We start from the raw sequence: 25,947 nt of genomic DNA, 5'->3' as shown, positions 1-25,947 counted from the left end.
GCTGATGCGCGCGCTAAATCAGCGCGGTCCTCGAGGAAGGCCGAAAAGCAGGAAGGCTGCCGAATGCTGAATCGACTCTTGAACGCTTTCGTCATCACATTCGGATTCATTGGAGCTGCAATGGCACAAGAGCGCATTCTGATTTCCTCCGACTGGGGCAAGGTCACTGCCGAGCTGGTCGACAACGACGCGACCCGATCGCTGGTCCGGATGTTGCCGCTCACCATTGAAATGCGCGATCACCTCCGTCAGGAAAAGACCGGAGATCTGCCTTCGCCCTTGCCCGCGCTCGAGCGGCAACTTGATTTCTCGGCGGGTACACTGGGACTCTGGAGCTCCGATCACTTTGTGATCTACTACCGCAACGGCCGTGTCCCAGAACCCGGGATCATCATACTTGGCCAGATGACCGGTGACGTTTCGATTTTTGATCGGCCCGGACCAGTCACCGTCCGAGTCGAACGTATCAAATGAAACTTCCGCCTTAGACGCGGCATCGCGAAAGGCAAGGGACAGGATTATGCGTGGAGCCATTCTCTATGGTCCCACGTGACGTACGTTTCGAGGACCGTGAAACCCCCGTACTGCGCGTGCCGCAGGCAGACGGGACGCTGGTGCCGACGTGAGCGAGGCGAAACCGCAAATGACGTCACCCGGAGCGCGAATGAAGCCTCATGTGATCTGTCTGATGGCCGCGAGTGTCGACGGTCGGACGCGCCCAAGCCGCTGGTGTCCGAAGGGAGCAGTCGCAAATGTGTTCGAGCGGGTGCACGAAGAACTCGCTGGCGACGCCTGGCTTATCGGCCGCGTGACCGGCCAGGAGTTCGCCAAGGGCAAGCCATATCCCGCTTCGACAACGGAGGCCTTGGCGAGGGAGCCTTGGTTCGCGCGACGCGGCGCAAAGGCTTATGGCGTCGTTCTCGACGCGCACGGCAAGATCGCCTGGGGCCGGTCTGATATAGGCGGCGATCCGATCGTCGTCGTGCTTTCCGAGGCGGTATCGGATACACACCTGGCGGGCCTGCGCAGTGAAGGCGTGTCCTACATTTTCGCCGGGAAATCCCACCTCGATCTGACGCTTACGCTGGACATCCTCAATCGCGAGCTGGGCGTGAAGCGGCTGCTGCTCGAGGGCGGAGGTGGCACAAACGGTGCCTTCCTGCGAGCTGGGCTGGTCGACGAGCTCAATCTCATCCTGTGCCCTGCCGTAGACGGTGCGAAAGGAGCGCCAAGTGTGTTCGATTCCGCGGAGGCTGAGGCTGATCAGCGCGCGCCGCTGACCGCGATGACGCTGGCGCGTACTGAGGTGCTAGAAGGCGGTGCGGTGCTGCTGCGGTATCTGATGCAGAATGCGACGCCTGGGTGGCAGCAGCCTTCGTAAGGCTGCAGGCACGGGCTCAAGGCGGCCGGCCGCATCGTTATGCGGCCAAGCAGTCAGAAGTCGGATGTTGCCTGAAGCCGTGATGTCGGCGCGTCAATTGCCGCGCGGAGACGCAACGGAATATGTCCGGCCATACCGCATAGGTGGGTTTGCTTGCGCAGGCATAGGCCCTTCCTCGTGCACCATTTGAAATTCAATAGAAACTCAAATAATCGCGGTGCTTCGCCAGCGCCTTTGGACGATAGGGTCGGTCGCCGGTCACGCAACGTGCCTTGGCCAAGCCAAAGCGGTTGCGAACAAAGTCTTCATGTAGGATGTCCGGCCCTTTGCCGTCTCGCACGCCTTCCCTGGTGCCCTCGGTCCAGGCGCGACCCCATCCGGTCCGCTCGTCGTGCTGGATGCCTTCGTATGACGGCTTCAATTTCAGCTTGGTCATATCCACGATGAGCGGATGCTCGACTGCCGTTGCCTCCTTGATCATCCACTCCAGTGCCAAATCGGATAGGCCGGTCTCGCGATAGCCACCGCCCACGTCGGAATGCACGCCGGGAAACCAAACCTGCTTGATGCGACCACGCGCTTTGGCGTCCGGCGATTCTTCCGACTCGTCCCAAATCTCCGGCGCGAAGATTTCGCGGTTTTCGTCGATCGAGAGCGCTTGGCGTCCGTAGGGGACGTAGGGATTTAGCGAGGCATTGTGGAAGGCGTGACGCCACAAGACCAATCCGCTTGAGCCTGGAATGCCGAGCGCGCGCACGGTGTCCCAGACTCCAATGAAATAGGGAAAGGGAGGGTTGCTGGAATCGATGGAAAGGCTCTGGTAGCGGTCGCGATATTCCAAGCCAAGGGCAATGCGCTCTTCTTGCTTCTTATTGCCTCCGTAGTGCTTGTAGACCGCCTCAACCGCCTCCTCGACAAGCGCCAATCGACCCTTCTTGTTCTGAGGGTCGCGGGGACTGTTTCCCGCGGCGTCGCGTTGCGGAATACCACACAGCGACAGCACGCCGCCGAGACTACGTACGGTAAAGGCGCCACGACTGAATCCGAATAGAAAAACCCGGTCACCCGGTTCATAGTGTTCGATGAGTGCTGTATAGCAGTCCTTGATATTTTGCGAGATTCCGAGGCCGGTCGCCCGGCTGGCGAGATCGTAAGCCCAACGCCACCACTCGCGCTTGTGCTCCGCACCCAGCCCTTCATCATAGAACGTAACCTGTTGAGCAGGGGCAGCCTTTTTCGTTGCGTCCCATAGCTTCCAGACGTTGGTGCGCACCGCCTTCGGCATGCTAGCACCTTGGCCAGTTCCGTCGGAAAGTATCACGACGTTCTTCGCCATATTCTTGCTCCGCTTTTTTACCCGGAATGGGACGCATCAGTCAGCGCTTTGGGACATGCACGGCCAGCCCTAAGCGAAGTGAAGCCGTCGAGGCTGGATCAGACCAAGCAACAGGGCTCCTGTTTCTCGGTAGAGATTCCTCCCCTAGCAGCAGGCGAGCGCGGGCATCGCTAGCGTCGAAATCCCTGTGTAGCTCATCTATGTCTTCTATTCCATCGAAAGCGGACTGGTCAGCATGATTGGCATGTCTCATTTCCCAACAGATGGACCGATAGCCTCGTTGACACGATTCTTAGTATTTTTACTTCCTTCGCTTGGCCCGTTGTGCCCTCTGTTGTCAGATTCTTGGGTCCGGGCCTTTTGCGCTTTTGGCACTGCCTCGATCAGCTGCGCGAGCGCCTTGCTGAAGCCTGAAGTGGCGTAAGATGCGCCCCGATAGTGCCCGAGACGCACGACGACGAGATCATGCGAGGGAATGATCAGTGTGGTTTGCCCGCCGGCGCCCGCCATGTAATAGGCATCGCGCGGGACTGGATATTGCCCGTCGCCATTGAGCCAGAAAAAAGCTCCATAGATCGGCCGATTGTCCGCGGCCCAGGCGGGCGCAAGCGTGCTGACGAATGTGGTGTAGCCCTCCGGGAGAATGCGCTCACCGTTCCAAACGCCCTCCTGAAGAAAAAGATTGCCAAGCCGCGCCCAATCGCGCCCGGAGCCCACCTCATAACCTTGCCCTAGAAAATTTCCGAACGGATCAGTTTCGATCACGATGGTACGGATGCCGAGCTTGTCGAACAGCACCCGCTGAGGAAATGAGAGATATTCCTCGCCGCTTTTTTCGACACCAAGCCGGATCAGATAGTTGATCAGGACCGGATCGGTGTTGCGATAGCGTCCGACCGTGTTGGGAGGCCATTGCAATGGCCGTGTTGCCGCATAGTGAAAGGAATCGATGCCGCCGGTATAAAGATAGATGTGATCCGGGTAAGGCCCCGTTGGGTCATGATCGGGGTCTTGGGGCGCCCTGATCCGAAGTCCGCTCGACATGCGAAGGAGATCTGCAATGCGTATTTTGGCGCGCGGGTCGCCGGGCGTTTGCCATTCAGGGATCGGTGCCGGCTGGTCCAAATCATAGACGCCGTCCTTGACCAGAATGCCAAAGAGCGCTGCCGTAACGCTCTTGCCCATGGACCAGCTTTCGAGCGGCGTCTGCGGCGTAATACCTTCCGCGTAGCGCTCTGCAATGAGGCGGCCTTTCCATGTCACAACGAACGCCGCGGTCAATCCTTCGGCCGGCTGGAACGCGGCATTCACGGCAGCTTTGAGTTTCTCGGCGTCGATTTCTGCCGGCAATGGATCCTGCGGCAGCATGTCGCCCATGGGCCACAATTGGGTCGCGGGATCGGGCAATCGGCTCTTGACAGCGACCGGCTCGAAATTCATGGCGCTCTCGCCGATCGGGAACGTGACGCACCCCTGGCTCCCGAGATATTTGGCCGTCCGGGTCACGCCGTTAGGGAGCATGACGTGGACCGCCTTGTTGGCGCGATCGATGACGGGCTTGTCGAGCTTCGCGCGCTGTCGGTGGGGCGCCGTGAAAAACCCAACGTTTTCGGCCGCAAAATCGGGGGCTAGCCCGGTCATGAATACAGCTGAGCACATGACCTTCGCATATCCGGCGGCATGATGCGTCAAGGGGTCGCCCGGCGGCGGCACATAGGGCGTGTCGAATTCGAATGATTTCGCGCGGGCGATGAGCGCGTCTTTGCTGGGAGCCTGCGCAGCCGCCGTCGCGCCGGTGAGAGCCACAAGTAACGTCCCCAGAAGACACCTATTCATGATCGCTCCCGCGAAAACGAACGATAATCGTGTGGTTCAATTGCTGCGCATGCAACACATCAATATGCCCTCACGAGTATCTGAGTGAGAGTATGGGCCAGCCCTCGCAGGATATCAGATCGGCGGCACGACCGCTCGGCCGTTGGCTGGGCCGGCGACTTCCGCTTCGGGTGACAAGCGTACGGCAGGTCTGCCTGCAGATAATGAGCATGCTTCTTCCCCCCCAATCATGATCGCCCGCGCAGCAGCGTTATCTCGCAATTGCCGTCTTGTAGGGCTGGCTGAAATGGAGACAATATACTCGCTTCGGGATCGAGGAGGATGCCATGCCCGAAGCACCAAGCGACATTGATTATACGGTTGATGTAGGCAGACACGAGACGATGTTCCGTGCGAACACGCTCAAAGGAGAGGAATTCCTCGGCGGCGGTGAACTGACAATGACCAATGAGGAGGCGCATACATTCATACAGGATGCCCGCGCAGCAGGGCTGACGGTCAAATCGTTTTTCTAACAGTTTCGCAAACAGATCCTGCACCTCGCTATTGGTCGAAGGCCAACATGCAACGGCAAGATCGAACGCGGCACTGCCGGTCGCCATGAATTCGATTTTTCCGAATAGCTCCCGAGCAAACGGCTGAAGCAGTCAGGGCTCAGCCGCCCCGTGGTCGGTCTGCGACGCGATGACACCTCTCGGTAGCGACTACGCCATTATTGTCGCTAACCGTGCTCGAGTTTTACAATTTACTTAGCGTTTGCTGCTTCCGCCCTCCGTTGCTCGGTTCTTCCTATCCGCCATGTGATTCAAATACGCCAAGATCAGCCCGAGCTCTTCATCGCTCAGGTCCTCTTCGGCAAAGCTGGGCATCCGCTGCTCGGGCCAAACCCGGACCGAGCGTGGATCTCGGATCAGCGCGCGCAAACCGGCATCGGTGAAGTACTCGGTTGGGTTCATCGGCAAATTCAGATCGGGGCCAGCCGACGCCGATCCTGCGTGGTTCATCGTGTGGCATGTGAAGCATTTGTTCACGAAGAGGGTTTGCCCGTCTCGCGCCGGATGGAGGGCAGGGAGCATGGGATCAACCGCGAGCGAGGGCCACCGCTTGGCTGGCGCGTCTTGCACCGATAAACTGACAAGTTGGTAGGGCCACATCATGGTTGGGACGGATGACGCTTGATCGCCGAGCCATACGACATAGAAGGCGCCTGCGCTCTTATCCTTACCTGGAATTGGCGGCCACGGCCTGTCGGCGGCTTCGATTGCCATATACGCGACGATGCCGTCTTTGGCGTACACCAGATCGCGAGGGAGTTGCGTCACGAAGCCGTCTTGCGCTACCGCTTCCACCACGGCATCGGGCGGAATGGCAACTCCTTCAAGCAACTTCGCGAGCGCCACGGCTCGATACGTCCGAGGAGTACGGTATGCGACATCACGCGACGTGGTGATTTCGACGACATCCGTGCGGGCAAGCAGCGCGTCCCGATCGAAGATTTGGACGCTGCCATCGGCTGACACCGTCAAAGTCGGACCGGTTGCCCAAACCGATGTTGGCATTGTGAAAGCAACCAGCGAGAAAGCTAGCGTGACAGCGAGCCCGATCGTTGTAGGCATATCCGAAACATCCCTCGGAAGCGGCAATGGTAGACGCACAATGCGACTATCGCAGAGTTACACCTATTCCCAACTCCTCCACCAGCGAAGCCCAACTCTTCGAAAAAATCTCGTCTCGTGTGGGCCACTGCGTAAGGGCTCTTGACCAAAAGCGCGCCGCGTCGAGGAGGCAGCCCTCGCTAACGTCCGGCTCTCCGGAACAAGAGCCAGCAGGCTGTACCCCGGATAGGACCGCGACTGCGCGATTGAGTTGAGGGTCACTGCGATCCATGGAGTCAGGGTCGGCTTGGACTTCGATCGTGGGTGCGACGCCAACGCGTTCCAGCCGCTCGCCATCGACATGCACGTCCTCGACCGCGAGCAAACAGCAAACTGCCACCAATGAAGAATGCCGTGGCAGCGAGGACAGCTCCCTCGGTACGGGTACCGATGACCTCGCCAAGCCGGTATTTTTTGAAGCCATACTGGGATGTAGCCGAATCCGCTGGTACTGGCTGCTCGGCCCACGCTGGAGCCAGAGCTGATGCCGCAGCCATTGATGTTAGCCCAAAAAAATGGCGGCGCGACGGTGCTGAGTTGATTGCCTCCTTCATCGCGCAACCTTTGGAGCTCGTCGCTTCACGAACGTGATGATGAACAAGCTCTCTTCTAACTTCTAACTTTCATGGTGTTTGCTTGGTCGGGATGTATAGCATGCCGTTTCGCGGCTCCATCCGATCGTTCCAACTGATAGTCAAACAGCATAACGGGATCGCCGGAAAGATTGGAAGAGGTGCAAGCGTTTGTAGCGCATTTTTGAAGTACCTTGGGCCATCTCGTCATGGCAGCTCGCGCCCTTTTGCGCAGCCCCACCTGGCATTCTCTCGCCTTTGCGCGAGAGGGCGCCTATGTTGTGGAGTACCTGCAGGTAGCTGCAGCGGCCCCAGGGTGACAATGGGAGGTATGCTCATGGACATGCCTAACAGGGAATTTGCGCTGGCGGGCAGCCTTGAGGAGCTGAAGATCAAGGGGCGGCTCGTTGTGCACGGTAGCCATCGTCCGATCCTCGTCATCTACGACCGCGGGCGCGTCTTCGCCCTCGACAATCGGTGCCCGCACATGGGCTTCCCGCTCGAGCGCGGCAGTGTCGAGGACGGCATCTTGACCTGTCACTGGCACCACGCGCGCTTCGATCTCGAAAGCGGCTGCACCTTCGACCTATGGGCGGACGACGTGCCGATATGCCCGGTCGAGGTGCGCAATGGTGACGTCTGGGTCAAGACCACATTCGCCCATGCCGATCCCGCCGCGCACTGGCGTCAGCAACTTGCGAACGGCCTCGCCCACGATCTTGGCCTCGTCATTGCCAAGGCCATCCATGGTCAGCTCGCGGCGGGCGTACCGCAGACCGAAATCGTGCGGGAGGTGGCGCTGTTCGGGGCGCAAAATCGCGACGGGTGGGGCGCAGGTCTTACGATCCTTACGGCACTCGCCAATCTCCTGCCTGTGCTGCCGGACGAGGACGCCTATCTCGCTCTGTTCCACGGCGCACGCCGCGTGGCGGCGGACTGCGATGGCGAGGCACCGCGGCGGGAACGCGCGCCGCTTGGAAGCCGACCGGATCCGGCCGCGCTCAAACGCTGGCTGCGGCGTTGGACAAAAGTGCGCCATCGCGAGGCGGCCGAGCGCACGCTGCTCACGGCGATTGTGGCGGGCTTCTCCCCGGCTGAACTCGCTGATGCCCTGTTCTCTGCGGAGACCGAGCGGGCGTTCGCCGACACCGGGCACTCGCTCGACTTCATCAACAAGGCATTCGAGTGCCTCGACCTGGTCGGCTGGCAACATGCGGCGGCTCTGCTGCCGACAGTCGTCGGTCAGATGGTAGCGGCCCGCGGTGCCGAGGAATCGACTGCCTGGCGCCAGCCCATTGACCTTGTTGCCTTGTGTGAGGAATCAACCAGCGAACTCGCGGACCTGTTTGCTGCCGGACGCGGCTCGCGTGACTGGTCGGGCCATGCCGCGCTTGCTCAAGAGCTGCTCGGTGACAATCCGGCCAGGATTGTTGACGCGCTCAAGGAAGCGATCGGCGCTGGTGCCGCTCCTGCTGACCTTGGCCAATCCCTCGCGTACGCGGCAGCGCTCAGGGTGGCGCGCTTCGGCAATGCCAACGAGTACGCCGACTGGGAGACGGCGCATCACGTCTTCACCTTCGCCAACGCAGTCCACCAGATGCTGACGCGGATCGGGATTGCCAACGTCGACACTCACGTTACGGCCTTCCGCGGCGTATTGCACGGAGCGATGGCGCTCTACCTTGCTCGCTATCTCAATGTGCCGCCAGCGCGCATCCCGGGCGACGGCGGCGAGCAGCTCGATGGTCTGCCCGCGGATCCAGAGACAATCGGCGCCGCCTTGCTTGACGCCTTCGACCGGCAGAGACAGGTCGATCTCGCCGCACGCCTGGTGGCACGGCATCTCACGCTCGGCCATTCGCCGCAGGCGCTGATCGTCATGCTCGCGCATGCGGTGCTGCGCGAAGATGCTGGCTTCCATGCGTATCAGATGCTGGAGGCGGGAGTCCGGCAATTCGACGTGTGGGGCGCCACGGATGAGGGCCGGCACATCCTCATCGCGGTCGCCCGCTATCTGGCGGCCCATTCACCGACCGAACGCGCGTCACTGCAGACAGCCGACATCGCCCGGCGCTTGATGCGGGGTGGCGAACTGTATCAAGAGGCGGCATCGTCCTGACGTTACGCGCTGAGCGCTGGCGAACCGTCTTCGGGCGGTTCGCGTTTGAATTCCGGCATTGCAGTCGATCGGCGTCGTCACGTTCAACAGCGATCAGCAGTTCGGCAAACTGGCCATGTCAGGTAATGCCAAGAGGTGACCTTCCAAATATAAGGCAAACTGCGAGGCGACCGTATCTCGCCTATCGCCACATACCGCGCATGCGGGCGCCAATATCCAGCTTTGGTCCCTGACCAGCGGTGCGTGCCGCAGTACCGGCCGGCGCAAGCGGCCAGGCCATCCGCTCGAACAGACCGAGGAGCTTTTCGGGAATGAACCGCGTCCTCGAGGCATACAGGTGGCGATCGCCCTGCGCGTGCTGGCCGTGCACAAAGAATCGCTGCGGCACGACGAGATGGAGGTCGTCCTTTGCACGGGTCATCGCGACATAGAGCAGTCGGCGTTCCTCCTCAATCTCGGCCGAGGTGCCGGCACCGAGGTCGGAAGGCATGCAGCCATCGACCACGTTGAGCAGATAGACGGACTTCCACTCCTGGCCCTTAGCGGAGTGGATCGTGGATAGAATGAGGTAGTCCTCGTCGAGCAGCGGCACGCCGGCCTGGTCGCTGGTCGCGTCGGGCGGATCCAGGGTGAGCTCGGTCAGGAAGCGTTCGCGCGAAGGATATCCGGAGGCGATCTGCTCGAGCTGGAGCAAGTCAGCCCGCCGCGTTTCGGCGTCCTCGTGGATGCGATCGAGATGCGGTTCGTACCAGAGGCGCGCACGCTCCAGATCGACGGGCCATTCCGAATATCGGAGATTGCCTAAGGTCTCGACGAAGCTCTTCCAATCGTTGCCAGCACGCGGTGGTGCCGGGATGCCCGCGAGCGCGACGATCGGGTCGGCGGCCTCCGCCATACGGTCGAGCACGCGCTGCGCGGTTGCCGAGCCGATGCCAGGCAGCAGATGCAGCAGACGGAATCCCGCGACACGATCGCGCGGATTTTCGACGAACCGCAGCAATGCCAGCATGTCCTTGATGTGGGCGGCGTCAAGAAACTTCAGTCCGCCGAACTTCACGAACGGGATGTTCCGACGCGTGAGTTCGATTTCAAGCGGACCGCTGTGGCTTGACGTCCGGAACAGAACGGCCTGCTCTTTGAGGAGCGTGCCGGACTCGCGGTTCTCCAAAATGCGCTCGACGATAAAACGTGCCTGGTCGGCCTCGTCGCGGACGGTAACAAGTTGCGGCTTCGCTGCAGAGGCGCGCTCGGTCCAGAGGTTCTTGGTGAAACGCTCCTTGGCGAGACCGATAACGCCGTTGGCGGCGGCGAGTATCGTTTGCGTCGATCGATAGTTGCGGTCGAGCGTGATGATGCTCGCAGGCGGCGAGAATTGGTCGGGAAAGTCGAGGATGTTGCGCACGGTCGCGGCGCGGAATGAATAGATCGATTGGGCGTCGTCGCCGACCACCGTCAGGCCTCGGCCGCCGGGCTTGAGGGCCAGCAGAATCGAGGACTGGAGGCGGTTCGTATCCTGATACTCGTCGACGAGGACGTGGTCGAAGCGACCGCCAATGTCGTCGGCCAGGTTGGCGTCGCCGACCATCTGCGCCCAATAGAGGAGGAGATCGTCGTAATCGAGCACGTTCTGCTTCTGCTTGGCTTCGACGTAGGCCGCAAACAGTTCCTTCAGCTCCGCGGCCCATCCTCCGCACCATGGATACGACGTGCCGATGATCTGCTCGATCGGCATCTCGGCGTTGACGCAGCGCGAATAGATGGAAAGGCAGGTACCTTTTGTCGGGAAGCGGCTTTCGGTCTTCGAGAAGCCCTTCTCATGCCTGACCAAGTTCATGAGGTCCGCGGAGTCTTCGCGATCGTGAATCGTAAAAGCGGGATCCAGGCCAATCTGTTCGGCGTACTCACGCAGCAGCCGGGCGCCGATGCCGTGGTAGGTTCCAGCCCAGGTGAGCGCGTCCGTCATGACCCCCGCGTTGCAGCCCATCACCTTGCGCGCGATGCGTTCGACCCGCTTGGTCATCTCGGAGGCGGCCCGCCGTGAGAACGTCATCAACAGTATCCGGCGCGGGTCGGCGCCCTGAACGATTAGATGGGCGACCCGATGGGCGAGGGTGTTGGTCTTTCCGGACCCTGCTCCAGCGATCACCAGCAGCGGTGGCGCTGCCAATTCCCCCGCGGCCCCATGCTCGACCGCACGCCGCTGCTCGGGATTGAGAGTTTCGAGGTAGCCGGTGGCCGTCTGCACCTTGGGGTCCATCATTGTCGGAATTAAACGACGGTCGTTGATTCCTGCAGTAATCGCAACCTAGATCTCTGGTCGGGGGTGGCGCGGCTGCCACGTAAGCTGGAGCGGCGTGGGATGGTGTTTCGGCGCCACCCGGATATCCAAGGGTAGGGTGCAGGCTGGTCATATCGAATCCCGGCCAACTTTCTGTCCTTCCGCAAGGGGCCGGCCATGGTCGTGGCAGCAACTTTCCGAGCTTTCATTGCCGGGAATGATGAGCGATAATCAGCAAGCCGATCGCGGCAGGTAGGTGCGCCGCGGCATGAATCGGTGTACGAGATGGTAAGGCCGATGCCTGAGCAGACCTACAGTCGAGACAGCGATATCGATGCCACGAGAGCAAGCGCTCGTTTGCCCGGCCTCGACATCGACATTATTCACCGGCAATCGCCGAATGGTGATTGGGAGCAGATGTCGATCAACCTGAGGGCAACACCGTCCTTCGAAGCGATCGGGTCCTTGTTCGAAGCAGCTAACCCTTTCACGTTTTGGGCGCAGGCCACACGATTGATGTGGATGCCGTGGCTGCTCACGGCGCAGACGATGATGCTGCCGGCAGGCCGGCCGCGAACGCTCCCGAGCGCCGTCCACCCGGAGCGAAAGGCGCCGACGGCTAACGGTTAGCGAGCCAAAGGATCAGGGAAAGGATCGCGCTGACCAGCAGCGATGTTGCGAGCGGGATATAAACGCGGAAGTTGTCGCGCTCGATGACAATGTCGCCGGGCAACCGGCCCAAGCCGATCTTGTTGATCACTGGCCATAGCAGCCCAAGCGCAACGAGCGACAAGCCGAAGATGATGAGCAGACGCGAGATCGACATTGCGCCGAGCCTACGATCACAGTGGGTGAGCCGATTGACGGAGAGCAAGCGGGATTTGGCGTTTTGGCGTCCTGCTGTGACCGCGTCCGTCGCACGGCTCGTATGGGTCAGTATAGCGTTTTCGAGCGAAGTGGACACACGCACTTGGGCAGGTTGATACCATGATTGCGCTGTTCACGGATTTTGGGTTGCACGGCCCGTATACGGGTCAGATGAAAGCGGTGCTGCACCAGATGGCGCCGGGCATACCCATTATCGACCTCTTCGCCGATGCGCCGGTCGGCAATCCCAGGGCATCGGCGTATCTGTTGGCGGCCTATGCCGCATGGTTTCCGGTACGAACTGTCTTTCTCTGCGTTGTTGATCCCGGCGTCGGCGGGACGCGGCCAGCCATTTTTCTCGAGGCCGACGGCCGCTGGTATATCGGTCCCGGCAACGGCTTGTTTGAGCTGATCCAGCGCAGAGCTCAAGAGACGCGCAGCTGGAACATCGACTGGAAGCCGAAGCATCTCTCGGCCAGCTTTCACGGGCGCGACCTCTTCGCCCCGGTGGCAGCCATGCTGGCGCGCGGTGACCCGCCCCCCGGCCGGCCACGTCGCGATGGCGCAGATCGCAGGGCAGACTGGCCGGATGACCTATGCGAGATCGTTTACGTCGATCACTACGGCAATGCGATGACCGGGCTGAGGGCGGCTATGCTGCCGCCCGGCGCAAGGCTCACCGCGGTGGGTCGGGCTCTGGACCGCGCGAGGACCTTCAGTGATCTGCCGCCAGGCGCGGCTTTCTGGTATGAGAACTCCAACGGGCTTGCCGAAATTGCCGTCAATCAGGGGCGGGCGGACCGCGATCTCGGTCTTGCCATCGGCAGTCCGGTCGAGATCACATGAACAAAGGCCTGCCGCTTTGACTCGAAGGCGACATTCGACCAAACAGCACCCGCATCGGCCGAAGCCGCCGGAGCGCCGCGACAAGCCGCAGGCTGGCGCTAACAGGCGCCTTGCTGAGCAGACCCGCAAGATCCTGCGCAAACACTACATGAGCAAATACCGGGTGCAGTGAAATCGCGAAGACTGAGCTTTGAAGCAAGTCTCCGGCAGTTCTCAAGCTTGCCACGAAGAGACATCGCGCGTGTGGCTTGACTGTGCGTGTGTCGCGAAGGTCGAAGTGCTCCGCGACGTGGCTGCCGAGCGCTCTTGAAGATCGCCGGTGGCTGCGCGATAATCTGCTCCTGGACGGCGCGTCGTTCCGCAGTCCGCGAGGATGCCGGAAGCATCCAGTACAGGCCTTAATTGCCGTCACGATCCGCTCGGCCGGGCTTACGTGTGCCGACGCCACGCGGCTGCTGCGCCTCAGCTCTGTCCGGATGCAAGGACTCATTGTGATGTTGCAGCTTGGCACGCCGGCCGCAGCGTCGGCGGCCTCCGCTTGGTGACCGTCGCGGCTACCGACCACCGGACGGTCCCCGACACTTTAGGGCGAGCGGTGGATTTGAGAAGTCAGCCCATTGGTCGAGGGAGGATGTGCTATGAGAGCCTCGCCAGACTATTCGCGTCGTCGCTTCCTTCATGCTGGCGCGACCGGCGCAGCAGCAACCGTTGTCGCCGCGGCGACAACGCCCGTTCGTGCGGCCGCCGAGGCGGGCATGCAAGCGCCACCCCCGGCGGCGATGGCGCCGCGGATTCTGCGCAAGCCACCGCTGCGTGAATTGGAGCGCATCGCTAAATCCTACAACTTGGATCTCAGCCGCGACGATCTGACGTCGTTTCGCAACCTCATGGACGGCGTGCTGGCATCGTACCGTCGCTTGGACCAGTTCGCGGAGCCGACATTGGCGGTGAAGTACCAGCGGGACGCGGGGTTCCGACCAAGTGCCTCGGACAATCGGCTCAACGCTTGGTACTGGAGGTGCTCAATCAAAGGCGCAACCTCGGGGCCTCTTGCGGGCAAGAAAATCGCCATCAAAGACAATGTGTGCGTCGCCGGCATCCCGATGATGAACGGTTCCAACGTGCTGGAGGGCTACGTCCCTGACGTGGACGCGACCATTGTGACCCGCATCCTCGATGCCGGTGGGGAGATTGTCGGCAAGGCCGTGTGCGAGCATCTTTGCTTCTCCGGCGGTAGCCATACCTCCGACACCGGCCCCGTACTCAATCCGCACGATCCGAAGCGATCTGCCGGAGGCTCCTCCAGCGGCAGCGCGGCGCTCGTCGTCGCCGGCGAGTGCGACATGGCCATCGGGGGCGACCAGGGAGGGTCGATCCGAATTCCCAGCTCGTTCTGCGGAGCGGTTGGCCACAAGCCAACCCACGGGCTTGTGCCCTACACAGGTGTCTTCCCGATTGAATTGACACTTGATCATACCGGGCCCATTGCCCGTACCGCCGGCGATGCCGCCCGGCTTCTCGAGGTGCTCGCCGGGGCCGACGGCCTCGACCCGCGCCAACCGGCGGGGCTGCGTACGGAAGCCTATACCAAGCAGCTCACCGGAGACGCCCGCGGCCTGCGGATCGGGATCGTTAAGGAAGGGTTCGGCTGGCCCAATTCCGAGCCCGATGTCGACGCCATGGTGCGCGAGGCGGCACAGCGGTTGACGCGAGCGGGAGCAACCGTGAACGAGGTATCGATCCCTCTCCACCGCGACGGCATCCATATCTGGAATGCTATCGCCGTCGAGGGCGCCACCGCGCTGATGGTCGCGGGCAACAGCATGGGCACCAACTGGAAAGGGCACTACACGACTTCGCTGCTGGACTTCTACGGCCGGAGCCGGCGGGTGCGCGCCAACGACCTTTCGGAGACCGTCAAGCTCGTTGTCCTGCTCGGCCAGTACATGCAGGACAATTACCAGGGCCGCTACTACGCGAAGGCCCAAAACCTCGCGCGTGTGCTACGCGCCGCCTACGACGAGCAACTCAAAGGCGTCGATCTCCTGCTCATGCCGACGTTACCTTTGAAGGCCACGCTACTTCCGGCCCCGGACGCGAGCCGTGAGGACTATGTTGCGCGGGCACTCGAAATGATCTCCAACACTTGCCCGTTCGACGTCACTGGCCACCCTGCCGCCTCGGTTCCGGCAGGCGTGTCGGCGGGGCTCCCTGTTGGCATGATGCTGGTCGGACGCCACTGGGAGGACGGCACGGTGTTGCGTGCGGCTGACGCGTTCCAGATCGTCGGGTAGACGGCAGCAGCGAATGGTCGGCTAACGGCACCGCCGGGGTCCAAGGTTCGGAAACAGGAGGCCCGCGAGCCGGCGAGCGACGCGGGCCGCCCTGACATCGGGTTCGGGTTGGTCAAGCCGGAACTTGTAGGACTTTCGATCCGTTGTAATGTAAGGGACGCATGCGGAATCCGTATGGCTGCTTCCCCGAAGGGGCGGCGTCACAATAAGCAGGCGCGAACCAACGTGCCGGTTTTAGATAGAGACCGACATGGCCGTTGGCGGATCGTTTGACACGTTCCCCAAGCTGCTGGCGCGAAATGCCGCGCAGTTTAGCAGTCGCCCTGCGTTTCGGCACAAGGATCTCGGCATCTGGCAGACGTGGACCTGGGCCCAGGTCGCAGAGATCGTGCGCGCTTACGCTGCGGGCTTGCATCGACTTGGACTGCAGCCGGGAGACACGATCGCCATCGTTGGTTCCAACCGGCCGAAGCTCTATTGGACGGTGATGGCAGCGCAAGTGCTGCGCGCGATTCCGGTTCCGGTCTATTCGGATGCAGTGGCTGACGAGCTTGCTTATGTCCTCGCTCACGCTGACGTGAGGTTTGTTGCGGCGCAAGATCAGGAGCAGGTCGACAAGGTCTTTTCTGTATCCGACCGGGTGCCGCATCTCCGCAAGGTCGTCCATGACGAGACGCGTGGCCTCGATGACTACGACCACGACCGATTGATCGCAATCCGCGATGTCATTGAAGACGGCCGCGCCGCGCTGACGGCAAGCGCGGCGCTCGGCAGGCAGATCGATGAGTTCATCCGGCAGGGTGAAGGTTCTGACATCTCGATCATCCTCTACACCTCGGGAACGACCGGCGCGTCGAAGGGCGTCATGCTGTCGGCGCGAGGCTGCATCGACGCTGCAACTGACACCGTCAGGTTCGACAGCCTGACCGACAAGGACGTGGCGCTCGCCTACCTGCCGCTCGCCTGGGTTGGTGATCATTACCTCAATTATGCACAGGGCATTGTCGCTGGATTCTGCCTGGCGTGTCCCGAGAGCAGTGAGACGATCGAACAGGATCGGCGCGAGATCGGACCAACCTTCTATTTCGCCCCGCCGCGTGGATTCGAGGCCATGCTGACGCGGGTGATGATCCGCATGGAGGATGCTGCAGCCCTCAAGCGGCGCATGTTCAACTACTTCCTTGGCATTGCGCGGCGGTATGGCGAGCCGATTTTGACCGGAAAGCCGGTGCCGCTGTCTGGCCGGCTGCTCTATGCGCTCGGACGCTTGATAGTCTACGAGCCCCTCAAGAACGTTCTGGGCCTGTCTCGCGTGCGCGTCGCCTATACCGCAGGTGAGGCCATCGGTCCGGATCTATTCGCGTTCTACCGCTCGATCGGATTAAACCTGAAGCAACTGTACGGTCAGACCGAAGCGTTCCTTTACGTTACCTGCCAGCCGGACGGTGAGATCTACTCCGATACAGTCGGCCCGGCTGCGCCGAACGTTGACATCCGCATTGCGGAAACGGGCGAGGTGCAGTTCCGCTCACCGGGCATGTTCGTCGGATACTTCAAGGATCAGGCGAAGTCTGCGGAGGCCATGACGTCCGACGGCTACGTCAAGACGGGCGATGCCGGTTTCTTCGACGAGAAGACCGGGCACCTGAAGATCATCGATCGCGCGAAGGATGTCGGTCGGCTGGCCGACGGCACGATGTTTGCGCCGAAGTATCTCGAGAACAAGTTGAAGTTCTTTCCCAACATCAAGGAGGCGGTCGTTTACGGCGACTCCAGGGATTTCGTTTGCGCCTTTCTTAATATCGACCCGGTCGCTGTGGCGAACTGGGCCGAACGCAACAACATCGCGTACGGTTCCTATCAGGAGCTGGCGGGGCATCCACTGGTCTATGACATGGTGGCGAAAGATGTTGCCGAGGTGAACCGCTCTCTCGCGGAGGGAAGGGTGCTGGCGGGTGCGCAGATCCGCCGCTTTCTCATTCTGCATAAGGAACTCGACGCAGACGATGGCGAATTGACCCGCACGCAGAAAGTTCGCCGCGGTTTCATCGCCGAGCGATATGCGCCGCTTGTTACGGCGCTCTACGACGGTTCGCTTGAAGCCGACATTTCCACCGAGGTCACTTTTGAGGACGGCCGCAAGGGCGTGATCGCGGCACGGGTCAGGATCCGCGACGTGGAAACAATTGGTGCGGCGGAACCTTTGGGGAGAGCCGCATGAGAATGCCGGACACGAGCGAAATCCTGCTTCAGGTCGAGGGCGTATCGCTGGCGTTTGGCGGCGTGAAAGCGCTGAGGGACGTTTCGTTTGACATCAGGAAAGGTGAAATTCGCGCCATCATCGGACCGAACGGCGCCGGGAAGACTTCGATGCTCAACGTCATCAACGGCTTTTATCACCCCAATCACGGCGCCATCACCTTCAAGGGAAGGACCCGCGCCGAGATGCGGCCGTTCGAGGCGTCCCGGGGCGGTATCGCGCGCACCTTTCAGAACGTTGCACTATTCAAGGGAATGAGCGCGCTCGACAATATTATGGCTGGCCGCACATTGAAGATGCGCCGGGGCCTTCTGTGGCAGATGCTGCGCTACGGCCCTGCGCTGGCGGAGGAGATCGAGCATCGGCACCGGGTCGAGGAGATCATTGATTTTCTGGAGATTGAGGCGATCCGCAAGGTGCCGGTTGCGCGTTTGCCATACGGCCTGCAGAAACGCGTCGAACTCGGCCGCGCCCTTGCGATGGAGCCGGATCTTCTTCTCCTCGACGAGCCGATGGCAGGCATGAACCTCGAGGAGAAGGAGGACATGTCGCGCTTCATCATCGACGTCAACAATCATTACGGCACGACGATTGCGCTGATCGAGCATGACATGGCTGTGGTGATGGATCTTTCCCATCGCGTGGCAGTGCTCGATCACGGCGTGAAGATCGCTGACGGAACCCCGGATGAGGTCAAGAAGAATCAGGGCGTGATCGACGCCTATCTTGGCGTTGCGCATTAAGGAGCTTTGTGTGATCGCGTTGGGTCAATTTCTCGAAGTGCTGATCGGCGGATTGATGTCCGGCGTGCTGTACTCGCTGGTCGCGCTCGGCTTCGTGTTGATCTTCAAGGCATCTGGTGTCTTTAATTTTGCGCAAGGCGCAATGGTCTTGCTCGCCGGGCTTGCGCTGGTTCGCTCGCTCGATCTGCTGGTGGCATGGGGTTTGCCGCTTTGGGCTGCGATCATCCTCGGCATTGGCTTCGCTGCCGTGATCATGGCGATAACCGCCTGGCTGATCGAGCGGTTCGTGATCGGACCTCTTGTCAACCAGGACGGCCTTACGCTGTTCATGTCCACCATCGGCGTGACATTCATCCTCGAGGGTGCGGCGCAGATGATCTTCGGTTCCGATGCGTATCCTTTGCGACTGTTTCCGACGGACGCCTGGTTCCTGTTTGAAAATCTCTTTCCCGGTGGGATTTTGGTCAACAAGCTGGATGTCTGGGGCGGCCTTATCGCCGGCATTCTGGTCGCAGGCCTTGCGATCTTCTTCGAGCGGACCAAGACCGGCCGCGCACTCAGGGCGGTTGCCGACGATCACCTGGCCGCGCAGTCGGTCGGGATTCCAATCAGCTGGATCTGGTTCGTGGTCTGGCTTGTTGCCGGTCTCGTTGCGCTGGTTGCGGCGACCGTGTGGGGTACCAAACTGGGCGTACAGTTCTCTATCACGTTTCTCGCGCTGAAGGCCTTGCCGGTTCTGATCATCGGAGGCCTTACCTCGGTTCCAGGGGCCATCGCCGGCGGGCTCATTGTGGGCGCGGGCGAGAAGATCGCCGAGGTGTTCCTGGGGGCTCATATTGGTGGCGGTATCGAATATTGGTTCGCCTATGTGCTGGCGTTGGCGGTGCTGCTCGTACGGCCGCAGGGGCTGTTCGGCGAGCGGATCATCGAACGTATCTGAGACGAGGAGTTCGTTGTGCTTTATCGTGAGGCCGGCCAATTCAAGACGACCTATGCGGAGGATATGGCGATCTTCCCGATCCGCCAGGACCGTATGGCGCTCGCCATCTTGCTCGGGATCGCCTTCATTGGCGTGCCGCTGCTGGCCGACCTCGACATTTGGCCGTTCGGCAGCGACTATCTGCTTCGCGCCATTCTGCTGCCGTTCCTGATCCTCGCGCTCGCCGCTATCGGCGTAAACATTCTTGTCGGCTATTGCGGTCAGATCTCGCTCGGCAGCGGCGCGTTCATGGCCATCGGCGCCTATTCTGCTTACAAGCTGGGGACCGGTGTTCATATTCCGCTCGCGTGGCTTGGTTTCGCGGTTTCGATCCCGCCGCTGCCCGTACTGTTAGCCATTCTGCTCGGCGGGCTCACGGCGGCTGTTGCCGGAATCCTCTTCGGTATTCCCAGTCTGCGGATCAAGGGCCTCTATCTGGCGGTCGCAACGCTCGCAGCACAGTTCTTCTTCGACTGGGTGTTCCTGCGGGTGGCGTGGTTCACCAATTATGCGCCGTCAGGGTCGGTCAATGCACCGACACTGGATTTCTTCGGCCTGAACGTAGGCACGCCGATCGAGCGCTACATGCTGTGCCTGATCTTCGTAACGGTGTTCGCGGTTCTGGCGAAGAACCTCGTTCGCGGCAATCTCGGCAGACAATGGATGGCGATCCGCGACATGGACATCGCCGCCGAGCTGATCGGTATCCGGCCGCTCTATGCAAAGCTCACGGCTTTCGCGGTTTCTTCATTTATCGTCGGCGTGGCGGGCGCACTCTGGGCGTTCGTCTATCTGGGCTCGTGGGAGCCGCTCGCCTTCTCGATCGACCGCTCGCTGCAGCTTCTGTTCATGGTTATCATCGGCGGCCTCGGATCGATCATGGGCTCGTTCGTCGGTGCGGCCTTCATCCTCATTCTGCCGATCATGCTGAACCTGATTCCAACCCAGCTCGGTGTGCCGCTGTCGACGGAAACGATTACTCATCTGGAGTTCATCATCTTTGGATCGTTGATCTGCTATCTTCTCATCAAGGAGCCACATGGGTTTGCCCGGCTTATATCGATTGGCAAGGAGAAGCTCAGACTTTGGCCGTTTCCTTACTGAAGAGCGATGGGCTGAGATCGCACGCGGGTGACGGCCGTTGGTAGAAGGAGTGAGGAAGCAACGCCCCGCGACACAAAAGAGGGCTCAAAGAGGAGGACATCAATCATGCTACGCAACAAACTGATGCTGGCCGCAGCCATCCTTTCGGGCGGGGCGTTCGCCTCTCCTGCTGCAGCGCAGAACGAGCAGTTCATCCCGATACTATCCTACCGAACGGGCGCGTACGCCGTGAATGGCGTGCCGTACGCAAACGGCGTGGCCGACTATTACAACCTTGTCAACGAGCGCGACGGCGGCATCAACGGCGTCAAGCTCTTGGTCGAGGAATGCGAGACCGGCTATGCCACCGACAAGGGCGTTGAATGTTACGAGCGTCTCAAAGGCAAGGGGCCGACCGGTGCAGCCTTCATCAATCCGCTGTCGACCGGCATTACATTCGCCCTCACCGAAAAGACAGCAACCGACAAGATCCCGATTATCACGATGGGTTATGGCCGCGCCGATTCCAAGAACGGAGCCGTCTTCTCCTACAACTTCCCGCTGCTCGGCACGTACTGGTCGGCGGCCGATATCGCGGTCCAGCATATCGCCAAAGAGGTCGGCGGTTTCGACAAGCTGAAAGGCAAGAAGATTTCGCTGCTCTATCACGACAGCCCTTACGGCAAGGAGCCGATCCCGATGCTGCAGGTGCTGGCAAAGAAGCACGGCTTCGAGTTTACGCCGATCCCGGTCACGCACCCCGGTGTCGAACAGAAGTCGCAATGGCTGGCGATCCGCCAGAACCGGCCGGACTATGTCCTGGTCTGGGGCTGGGGCGTCATGAACGGCACCGCAGTCAAGGAAGCCGCGGCCGTTGCCTATCCGCGCGACAAGATGATCGGTGTCTGGTGGTCAGGGGCGGAGCCGGATGTAACGCCCGCTGGCGATCAAGCCGCTGGCTACAAGTCGCTGATGCTTCAGCATGGTGCAGGGAAATTCCCTGTGCATGCGGACATCGAGAAGTACGTCTACGCAAAGGGCAAGGGCGCATCGGAGCCTGAGAAGGTCGGCGAGGTTCTCTATAACCGCGGGATGGTGAACGCCATGCTTGGCGTGGAGGGGATCCGCAAGGCGCAGGAAAAGTTCGGCAAGAAGCCGCTGACGGGCGAGCAGGTCCGCTGGGGTCTGGAGAACCTCAACCTCTCGGATGCACGGATCAAGGAACTCGGCTTCGAGGGCATGTTGAAGCCGATCAAGATTTCCTGCTCCGACCACGAGGGCGCGCGGGACGGACGCGTGCAGCAATGGGACGGCAAGGGTTGGAAAGTCATCTCCGACTGGTACACGGCCAACCAATCCGACACCGAGCCGCTCGTCGATGAAGTTTCCGCGAAGTATGCGGCGGACAAGAAGATTCAGCCGCGCGACTGCTCGAAAGAAAGCTGAACACTTCCCGGCGATCCGGGAGGAGAGTTCGCCTCCTCCCGGATCTCTCGAAAGCTGCAACCGGTTGGAGAGGACCGCGTGTCAATCCATAAGGCCTCTACGGCGACAGAAGCGGCAACGCCGTTTCTGTCGGTCAACAATATCGAGGTTGTCTACAGTCACGTCATCCTCGTGTTGAAGGGTGTATCGCTGGATGTGCCACGAGGCGGAATTGTCGCGCTTCTCGGCGCCAACGGCGCGGGCAAGACAACGACGCTGAAGGCGGTCTCCAATCTGCTGCATGCGGAGCGCGGCGAGGTCACCAAGGGCTCGATCCTGTTCGACGGGGTCGAAGTGCAGTCCCTGTCACCAAATGATGTGGTGCGGCGCGGCTGCATTCAGGTGATGGAGGGACGGCGTTGCTTCGCTCACCTCACGGTCGAAGAGAATCTCCTGACCGGTGCCTTCACGCGGACCGACGGTAAGGCCGCGATCGCGCGGGATCTGGAGCGAGTCTATGCCTATTTTCCTCGTCTCGGGGAGCGGCGTAGTGCGACCGCCGGCTATACGTCGGGCGGCGAACAGCAGATGTGCGTGATCGGCCGTGCGCTGATGTCGCGCCCGAAGATGATCCTGCTCGACGAGCCTTCGATGGGTCTCGCGCCGCAGATCGTCGAAGAGATCTTCCAGATCGTGAAGGATTTGAACGTCAAGGAAGGTGTCTCGTTTCTTCTCGCCGAGCAGAACACCAACATGGCGCTCAAATACGCCAACTACGGATATATCCTCGAAACTGGCCGCGTGGTGATGGATGGCGAGGCGAGGGCGCTCGCCGCAAATGAGGACGTCAAGGAGTTCTATCTTGGCGTCGCCGGGGAGAAGCGAAAATCATTCCGCGATGTGAAGCACTACAAGCGGCGCAAACGCTGGCTTGCTTAGGTTTCGCTGCTTCAACTTGAAAACGACGAATCGCGCCGGCGGGGGGTGATGGTGCGCCTATGGGCGCTCGACGTTTGGCCGCGGCCAACCACTGTCCGTCGTTCGACCATAGTGCCCCGCATTAGCGACCGGGCTCCGGCGCATGACCGGTCGCTACACTGGCGGAATGGTTGGTCAGTGGCTTCAGTCCCGTGACGGTGCGCAACAGAACATAGAACACGGGTGTCAGGAACAGGCCAAACACCGTGACGCCGATCATGCCGGAGAAGACGGCGACGCCCATGGCTCGGCGCATTTCCGAACCGGCACCGGTCGAGAGCACCAGCGGCAAGACGCCCATGATGAATGCCATCGAAGTCATCAGGATCGGACGCAGCCGCAGGCGGCTTGCCTCGATCGCTGCCCGGATCGGCGAACGACCGGCGAACTCCAGTTCGCGCGCGAATTCGACGATAAGGATCGCGTTCTTGGCAGACAATCCCACCAGCACGATCAATCCGATCTGGGTAAAGACGTTATTGTCGCCCTTCGACATCCAGACGCCGAACATCGCGGCAAGCAGCCCCATTGGCACGATCATGATGATCGACAGGGGCAGGGTCAGGCTCTCATAGAGCGCAGCCAGCACCAGGAACACGAGGAGGATCGCGAGTGGAAAAACCCAGATGCCGGAGTTTCCGGCGATAAACTCCTGATAGGTCAGGTCGGTCCATTCAAAGGCGAAGCCAGGCGGTAGCACTTCGGCGGCGGTGCGCGTCGCCGCTTCCTGAGCCTGGCCGGAGGAGTAGCCGGGCGCTGCCGCGGCGTTGACGTCGGAGGACAAGAAACCGTTGTAACGAATCGCGCGTTCAGGCCCAGCGCTCTGGCGAATCGTCAAGAGCGCCGAGAGCGGGATCATGTCGCCGGAAGACGAGCGCACCTTCAATTGCCTGATGTCGTCGGCCCGCGCGCGGAACGGCGCGTCGGCCTGCACACGGACCGAATAGGTGCGGCCAAATTTGTTGAAGTCGTTGACGTAGTACGAGCCCAGATAGATCTGCAGCGTGCTGAAGACCTCTGTCACGGGCACGCCGAGCTGCAAGGCCTTGGTGCGGTCAATGTCGGCGAACAACTGTGGCACGTTGACCTGGAAGCTCGAGAAGACGCCGGCGATTTCCGGCGCCTTCTGCATCGCGGCCATGAACGCGTTGGTCGCCTCGTTCAGCGCGTCATAGCCGAGGCCCGCGCGGTCCTCGATCTGGAGCTTGAAGCCGCCAATGGTGCCGAGCCCGTTGACCGGAGGCGGCGGGAACATGGCGATGAAGGACTCCTGGATCCCGGCATATTTCTTGTTCAGCTCGGCCGCGATCGCGTGGCCACTCAGCGCGGGATCCTTGCGCTCGTCGAACGGCTTCAAGGTAGAGAACACGATGCCGGCGTTGGAGGAGTTGGTGAAACCGGAGATCGACAGGCCGGGAAACGCCACCGAGCTCTCGACGCCGGGCTGCGTCAGCGCAATGTCGCTCATCTTGCGGATGACCTCTTCGGTGCGGTCGAGCGTGGCGCCGTCGGGCAGGCGTGCGAAGCCGACGAGGTACTGCTTGTCCTGACCCGGGACGAAGCCGCTCGGCACCTGCTGGAAGAGCAGGGCGGTCAGGCCGATCAGGAGCAGATAGACGCCCATCACCGCCGCCTTGCCGGAGATCACTTTGGACACGCTGCCGCTATAATTCTCCGAGGCGCGCGTGAAGGCGCGGTTGAAGCCGCGGAAGAACCAGCCGAGCCCTTTTTCCAGAATGAGGGTAAGCCTGTCCTTGGGCTCATTGTGGCCCTTGAGCAGCAACGCCGACAATGCCGGCGACAGTGTCAGGGAGTTGATCGCGGAGATCACAGTCGAGATCGCGATCGTCAGCGCGAACTGCTTGTAGAATTGCCCGGTGAGGCCGGAGATGAAGGCGAGGGGAACGAATACGGCAATCAAGACCAGTGCGATCGCGATGATGGGGCCGGAAACCTCCCGCATTGCCTGATAGGTGGCGTCTCGCGGCGACAGCCCGGCCTCGATGTTGCGCTCGACGTTCTCGACCACGACGATAGCGTCGTCGACGACGATGCCGATCGCGAGCACCAGGCCGAACAGGCTGAGCGCATTAATGGAGAAGCCGAACACGTACATCACGGCGAATGTGCCGACAATCGACACCGGCACGGCCAGGAGCGGAATGATGGAAGCCCGCCAGGTTTGGAGGAACAGGATGACCACCAGTACCACCAGCGCGATCGCTTCCAGCAGCGTGTGGATCACCGCCTCGATCGACGAGCGCACGAACTGTGTGGGGTCGTAGACGATCTGGTAGGATACGCCCTCGGGCATGTTCTTCTTGATCTCGGCCATGGTGGCGCGGACATGGTCGGAGATCTGGAGCGCGTTGGAGCCCGGCGCCTGGAAGATCGGGATCGCCACCGCCTGTTTGTTGTCGAGCAGCGAGCGCAGGCCGTATTCGGACGCACCTAATTCGATGCGCGCGACGTCGCGCAGCCGCACCACCTCGCCACGCGAACCGGTCTTGACCACGATGTCGCCGAACTGTTCATCACTCGCGAGCCGGCCTTCGGCGTTGACCGACATCTGAAGGTCGATGCCCTTGACGCTCGGCGAGGAGCCGACCACGCCGGCGGCGGCCTCGACGTTCTGCGCCTGGATCGCCCTCACGATGTCGCTTGCGGTCAGGCCGTGCTCGGCGGCCTTCTGCGGGTCGACCCAGACGCGCATCGAGTAGTCGCCGGCACCGTAGAGCTGGACATCACCGACGCCGTCGATCCGCGCAAGGCGGTCCTTGACGTTCAGCACCGCGTAGTTGCGGAGATACGTCATGTCGTAGCGATTGTTTGGCGACAGCAGGTGCACGACCATGGTGAGGTCGGGCGAGCTCTTCTTGGTGATAATGCCGAGCTGGCGAACTACCGCCGGCAGGCGCGGCTCGGCCTGCTGCACGCGGTTCTGCACAAGCTGTGTCGCCTTGTCAGGATCGGTGCCGAGGCGGAACGTCACCGTCAGCGTCATCGCCCCGTCGGTGGTTGCCTGGCTGCTCATGTAGAGCATGTTCTCGACGCCGTTGATCTGCTCCTCGATCGGCGTTGCCACTGTCTCCGCGATCACCTTCGGATTGGCGCCGGGGTAGGTCGCGCGCACCACCACGGAGGGCGGCACGACGTCCGGATACTCCGAGATCGGCATCGCAAAGAGCGAGATCAGGCCTGCCAGGAAGATCACGATCGAAAGCACACCGGCAAAAATCGGCCGATCGATGAAGAACTTTGAGAGATTCATTGCTATGCCCCAAGCGCTGACGGT

19 protein-coding genes are annotated in these 25,947 nt (G+C 61.2%); 13 read left to right on the top strand and 6 right to left on the bottom strand.

Going from position 1 to position 25,947, the window contains the following annotated elements:
- Window positions 1–63: 63 nt before the first annotated feature.
- Window positions 64–474 carry a cyclophilin-like fold protein gene (locus GWE18_RS24480; protein WP_275188250.1) on the top strand — a complete coding sequence of 137 codons (411 nt, stop codon included), beginning with the start codon at window positions 64–66 and terminating at the stop codon, window positions 472–474.
- Window positions 475–664: 190 nt separating this feature from the next.
- Window positions 665–1,381, top strand: coding sequence for a dihydrofolate reductase family protein (locus GWE18_RS24475; protein ID WP_275188249.1), 717 nt, complete (start codon window positions 665–667; stop codon window positions 1,379–1,381).
- Window positions 1,382–1,574: 193 nt separating this feature from the next.
- Here the strand turns inward: GWE18_RS24475 and GWE18_RS24470 are convergent, their stop codons facing one another.
- Together GWE18_RS24470 and GWE18_RS24465 are read right to left on the bottom strand one after the other, a co-directional pair.
- Entirely contained in the window at window positions 1,575–2,717 is a 1,143-nt protein-coding gene (locus tag GWE18_RS24470) for a DUF2235 domain-containing protein (RefSeq protein ID WP_275188248.1), read from the bottom strand.
- A gap of 249 nt (window positions 2,718–2,966) precedes the next feature.
- Window positions 2,967–4,523, bottom strand: coding sequence for a serine hydrolase (locus GWE18_RS24465; RefSeq protein WP_275188247.1), 1,557 nt, complete (start codon window positions 4,521–4,523; stop codon window positions 2,967–2,969).
- 356 nt (window positions 4,524–4,879) lie between these two features.
- Here GWE18_RS24465 and GWE18_RS24460 point away from each other — a divergent pair, with 356 nt between their 5' ends.
- Complete coding sequence (locus tag GWE18_RS24460; RefSeq protein WP_275188246.1) at window positions 4,880–5,068, top strand: hypothetical protein; 189 nt, start codon at window positions 4,880–4,882, stop codon at window positions 5,066–5,068.
- A gap of 234 nt (window positions 5,069–5,302) precedes the next feature.
- Here the strand turns inward: GWE18_RS24460 and GWE18_RS24455 are convergent, their stop codons facing one another.
- Window positions 5,303–6,169, bottom strand: a complete 867-nt coding sequence (locus tag GWE18_RS24455; RefSeq protein ID WP_275188245.1) for a cytochrome c — start codon at window positions 6,167–6,169, stop codon at window positions 5,303–5,305.
- A gap of 933 nt (window positions 6,170–7,102) precedes the next feature.
- On the opposite strand from GWE18_RS24455, the gene GWE18_RS24450 reads away from it, so the two are divergent.
- Window positions 7,103–8,899 carry a Rieske (2Fe-2S) protein gene (locus tag GWE18_RS24450; protein ID WP_342804289.1) on the top strand — a complete coding sequence of 599 codons (1,797 nt, stop codon included), beginning with the start codon at window positions 7,103–7,105 and terminating at the stop codon, window positions 8,897–8,899.
- A gap of 181 nt (window positions 8,900–9,080) precedes the next feature.
- On the opposite strand, the gene GWE18_RS24445 is transcribed toward GWE18_RS24450, so the two are convergent.
- The gene (locus GWE18_RS24445; RefSeq protein ID WP_275188285.1) at window positions 9,081–11,156 is read right to left on the bottom strand and encodes an ATP-dependent helicase; all 2,076 of its coding nucleotides are present in this window, start codon (window positions 11,154–11,156) and stop codon (window positions 9,081–9,083) included.
- 318 nt (window positions 11,157–11,474) lie between these two features.
- Between GWE18_RS24445 and GWE18_RS24440 the strand changes: the two genes are divergently transcribed.
- Window positions 11,475–11,807: a hypothetical protein gene (locus GWE18_RS24440; protein WP_275188244.1), complete on the top strand. Its 333-nt coding sequence runs from the start codon at window positions 11,475–11,477 to the stop codon at window positions 11,805–11,807.
- Here GWE18_RS24440 and GWE18_RS24435 read toward each other — a convergent pair.
- Window positions 11,797–11,997: a DUF2905 domain-containing protein gene (locus GWE18_RS24435; RefSeq protein ID WP_275188284.1), complete on the bottom strand. Its 201-nt coding sequence runs from the start codon at window positions 11,995–11,997 to the stop codon at window positions 11,797–11,799. The two genes, GWE18_RS24440 and GWE18_RS24435, sit on opposite strands and share 11 nt — an antisense overlap.
- Window positions 11,998–12,164: 167 nt before the next feature.
- Here GWE18_RS24435 and GWE18_RS24430 point away from each other — a divergent pair, with 167 nt between their 5' ends.
- From GWE18_RS24430 to GWE18_RS24395, 8 genes are all read left to right on the top strand, one after another.
- Complete coding sequence (locus GWE18_RS24430) at window positions 12,165–12,890, top strand: SAM-dependent chlorinase/fluorinase (protein WP_275188243.1); 726 nt, start codon at window positions 12,165–12,167, stop codon at window positions 12,888–12,890.
- A gap of 779 nt (window positions 12,891–13,669) precedes the next feature.
- Window positions 13,670–15,184, top strand: a complete 1,515-nt coding sequence (locus GWE18_RS24425) for an amidase (protein WP_275188283.1) — start codon at window positions 13,670–13,672, stop codon at window positions 15,182–15,184.
- Window positions 15,185–15,434: 250 nt separating this feature from the next.
- Complete coding sequence (locus tag GWE18_RS24420) at window positions 15,435–17,405, top strand: AMP-binding protein (RefSeq protein ID WP_275188242.1); 1,971 nt, start codon at window positions 15,435–15,437, stop codon at window positions 17,403–17,405.
- The gene (locus GWE18_RS24415) at window positions 17,402–18,187 is read left to right on the top strand and encodes an ABC transporter ATP-binding protein (protein WP_275188241.1); all 786 of its coding nucleotides are present in this window, start codon (window positions 17,402–17,404) and stop codon (window positions 18,185–18,187) included. Before GWE18_RS24420 ends, GWE18_RS24415 begins: the two co-directional genes overlap by 4 nt.
- 10 nt (window positions 18,188–18,197) lie before the next feature.
- Window positions 18,198–19,127, top strand: coding sequence for a branched-chain amino acid ABC transporter permease (locus tag GWE18_RS24410; RefSeq protein WP_275188240.1), 930 nt, complete (start codon window positions 18,198–18,200; stop codon window positions 19,125–19,127).
- A 15-nt stretch (window positions 19,128–19,142) separates the two neighbouring features.
- The gene (locus tag GWE18_RS24405) at window positions 19,143–20,270 is read left to right on the top strand and encodes a branched-chain amino acid ABC transporter permease (protein WP_275188239.1); all 1,128 of its coding nucleotides are present in this window, start codon (window positions 19,143–19,145) and stop codon (window positions 20,268–20,270) included.
- Between the two features lie 105 nt (window positions 20,271–20,375).
- On the top strand, window positions 20,376–21,695 hold the full coding sequence (locus GWE18_RS24400; RefSeq protein WP_275188238.1) for an ABC transporter substrate-binding protein: 1,320 nt from the start codon (window positions 20,376–20,378) through the stop codon (window positions 21,693–21,695).
- Window positions 21,696–21,779: 84 nt separating this feature from the next.
- A complete protein-coding gene (locus GWE18_RS24395; RefSeq protein ID WP_275188282.1) occupies window positions 21,780–22,613 on the top strand; it encodes an ABC transporter ATP-binding protein in 834 nt (277 codons plus the stop codon).
- A gap of 121 nt (window positions 22,614–22,734) precedes the next feature.
- On the opposite strand, the gene GWE18_RS24390 is transcribed toward GWE18_RS24395, so the two are convergent.
- Complete coding sequence (locus tag GWE18_RS24390) at window positions 22,735–25,923, bottom strand: multidrug efflux RND transporter permease subunit (protein ID WP_275188237.1); 3,189 nt, start codon at window positions 25,921–25,923, stop codon at window positions 22,735–22,737.
- Between the last annotated feature and the right edge of the window lie 24 nt (window positions 25,924–25,947).

The organism is Bradyrhizobium sp. CSA112, assembly GCF_029051645.1.
Classification (GTDB): Bacteria; Pseudomonadota; Alphaproteobacteria; order Rhizobiales; family Xanthobacteraceae; genus Bradyrhizobium.
Note: the sequence above shows the minus strand (reverse complement) of the source record. Positions and strands in the feature narration are given on the sequence as shown.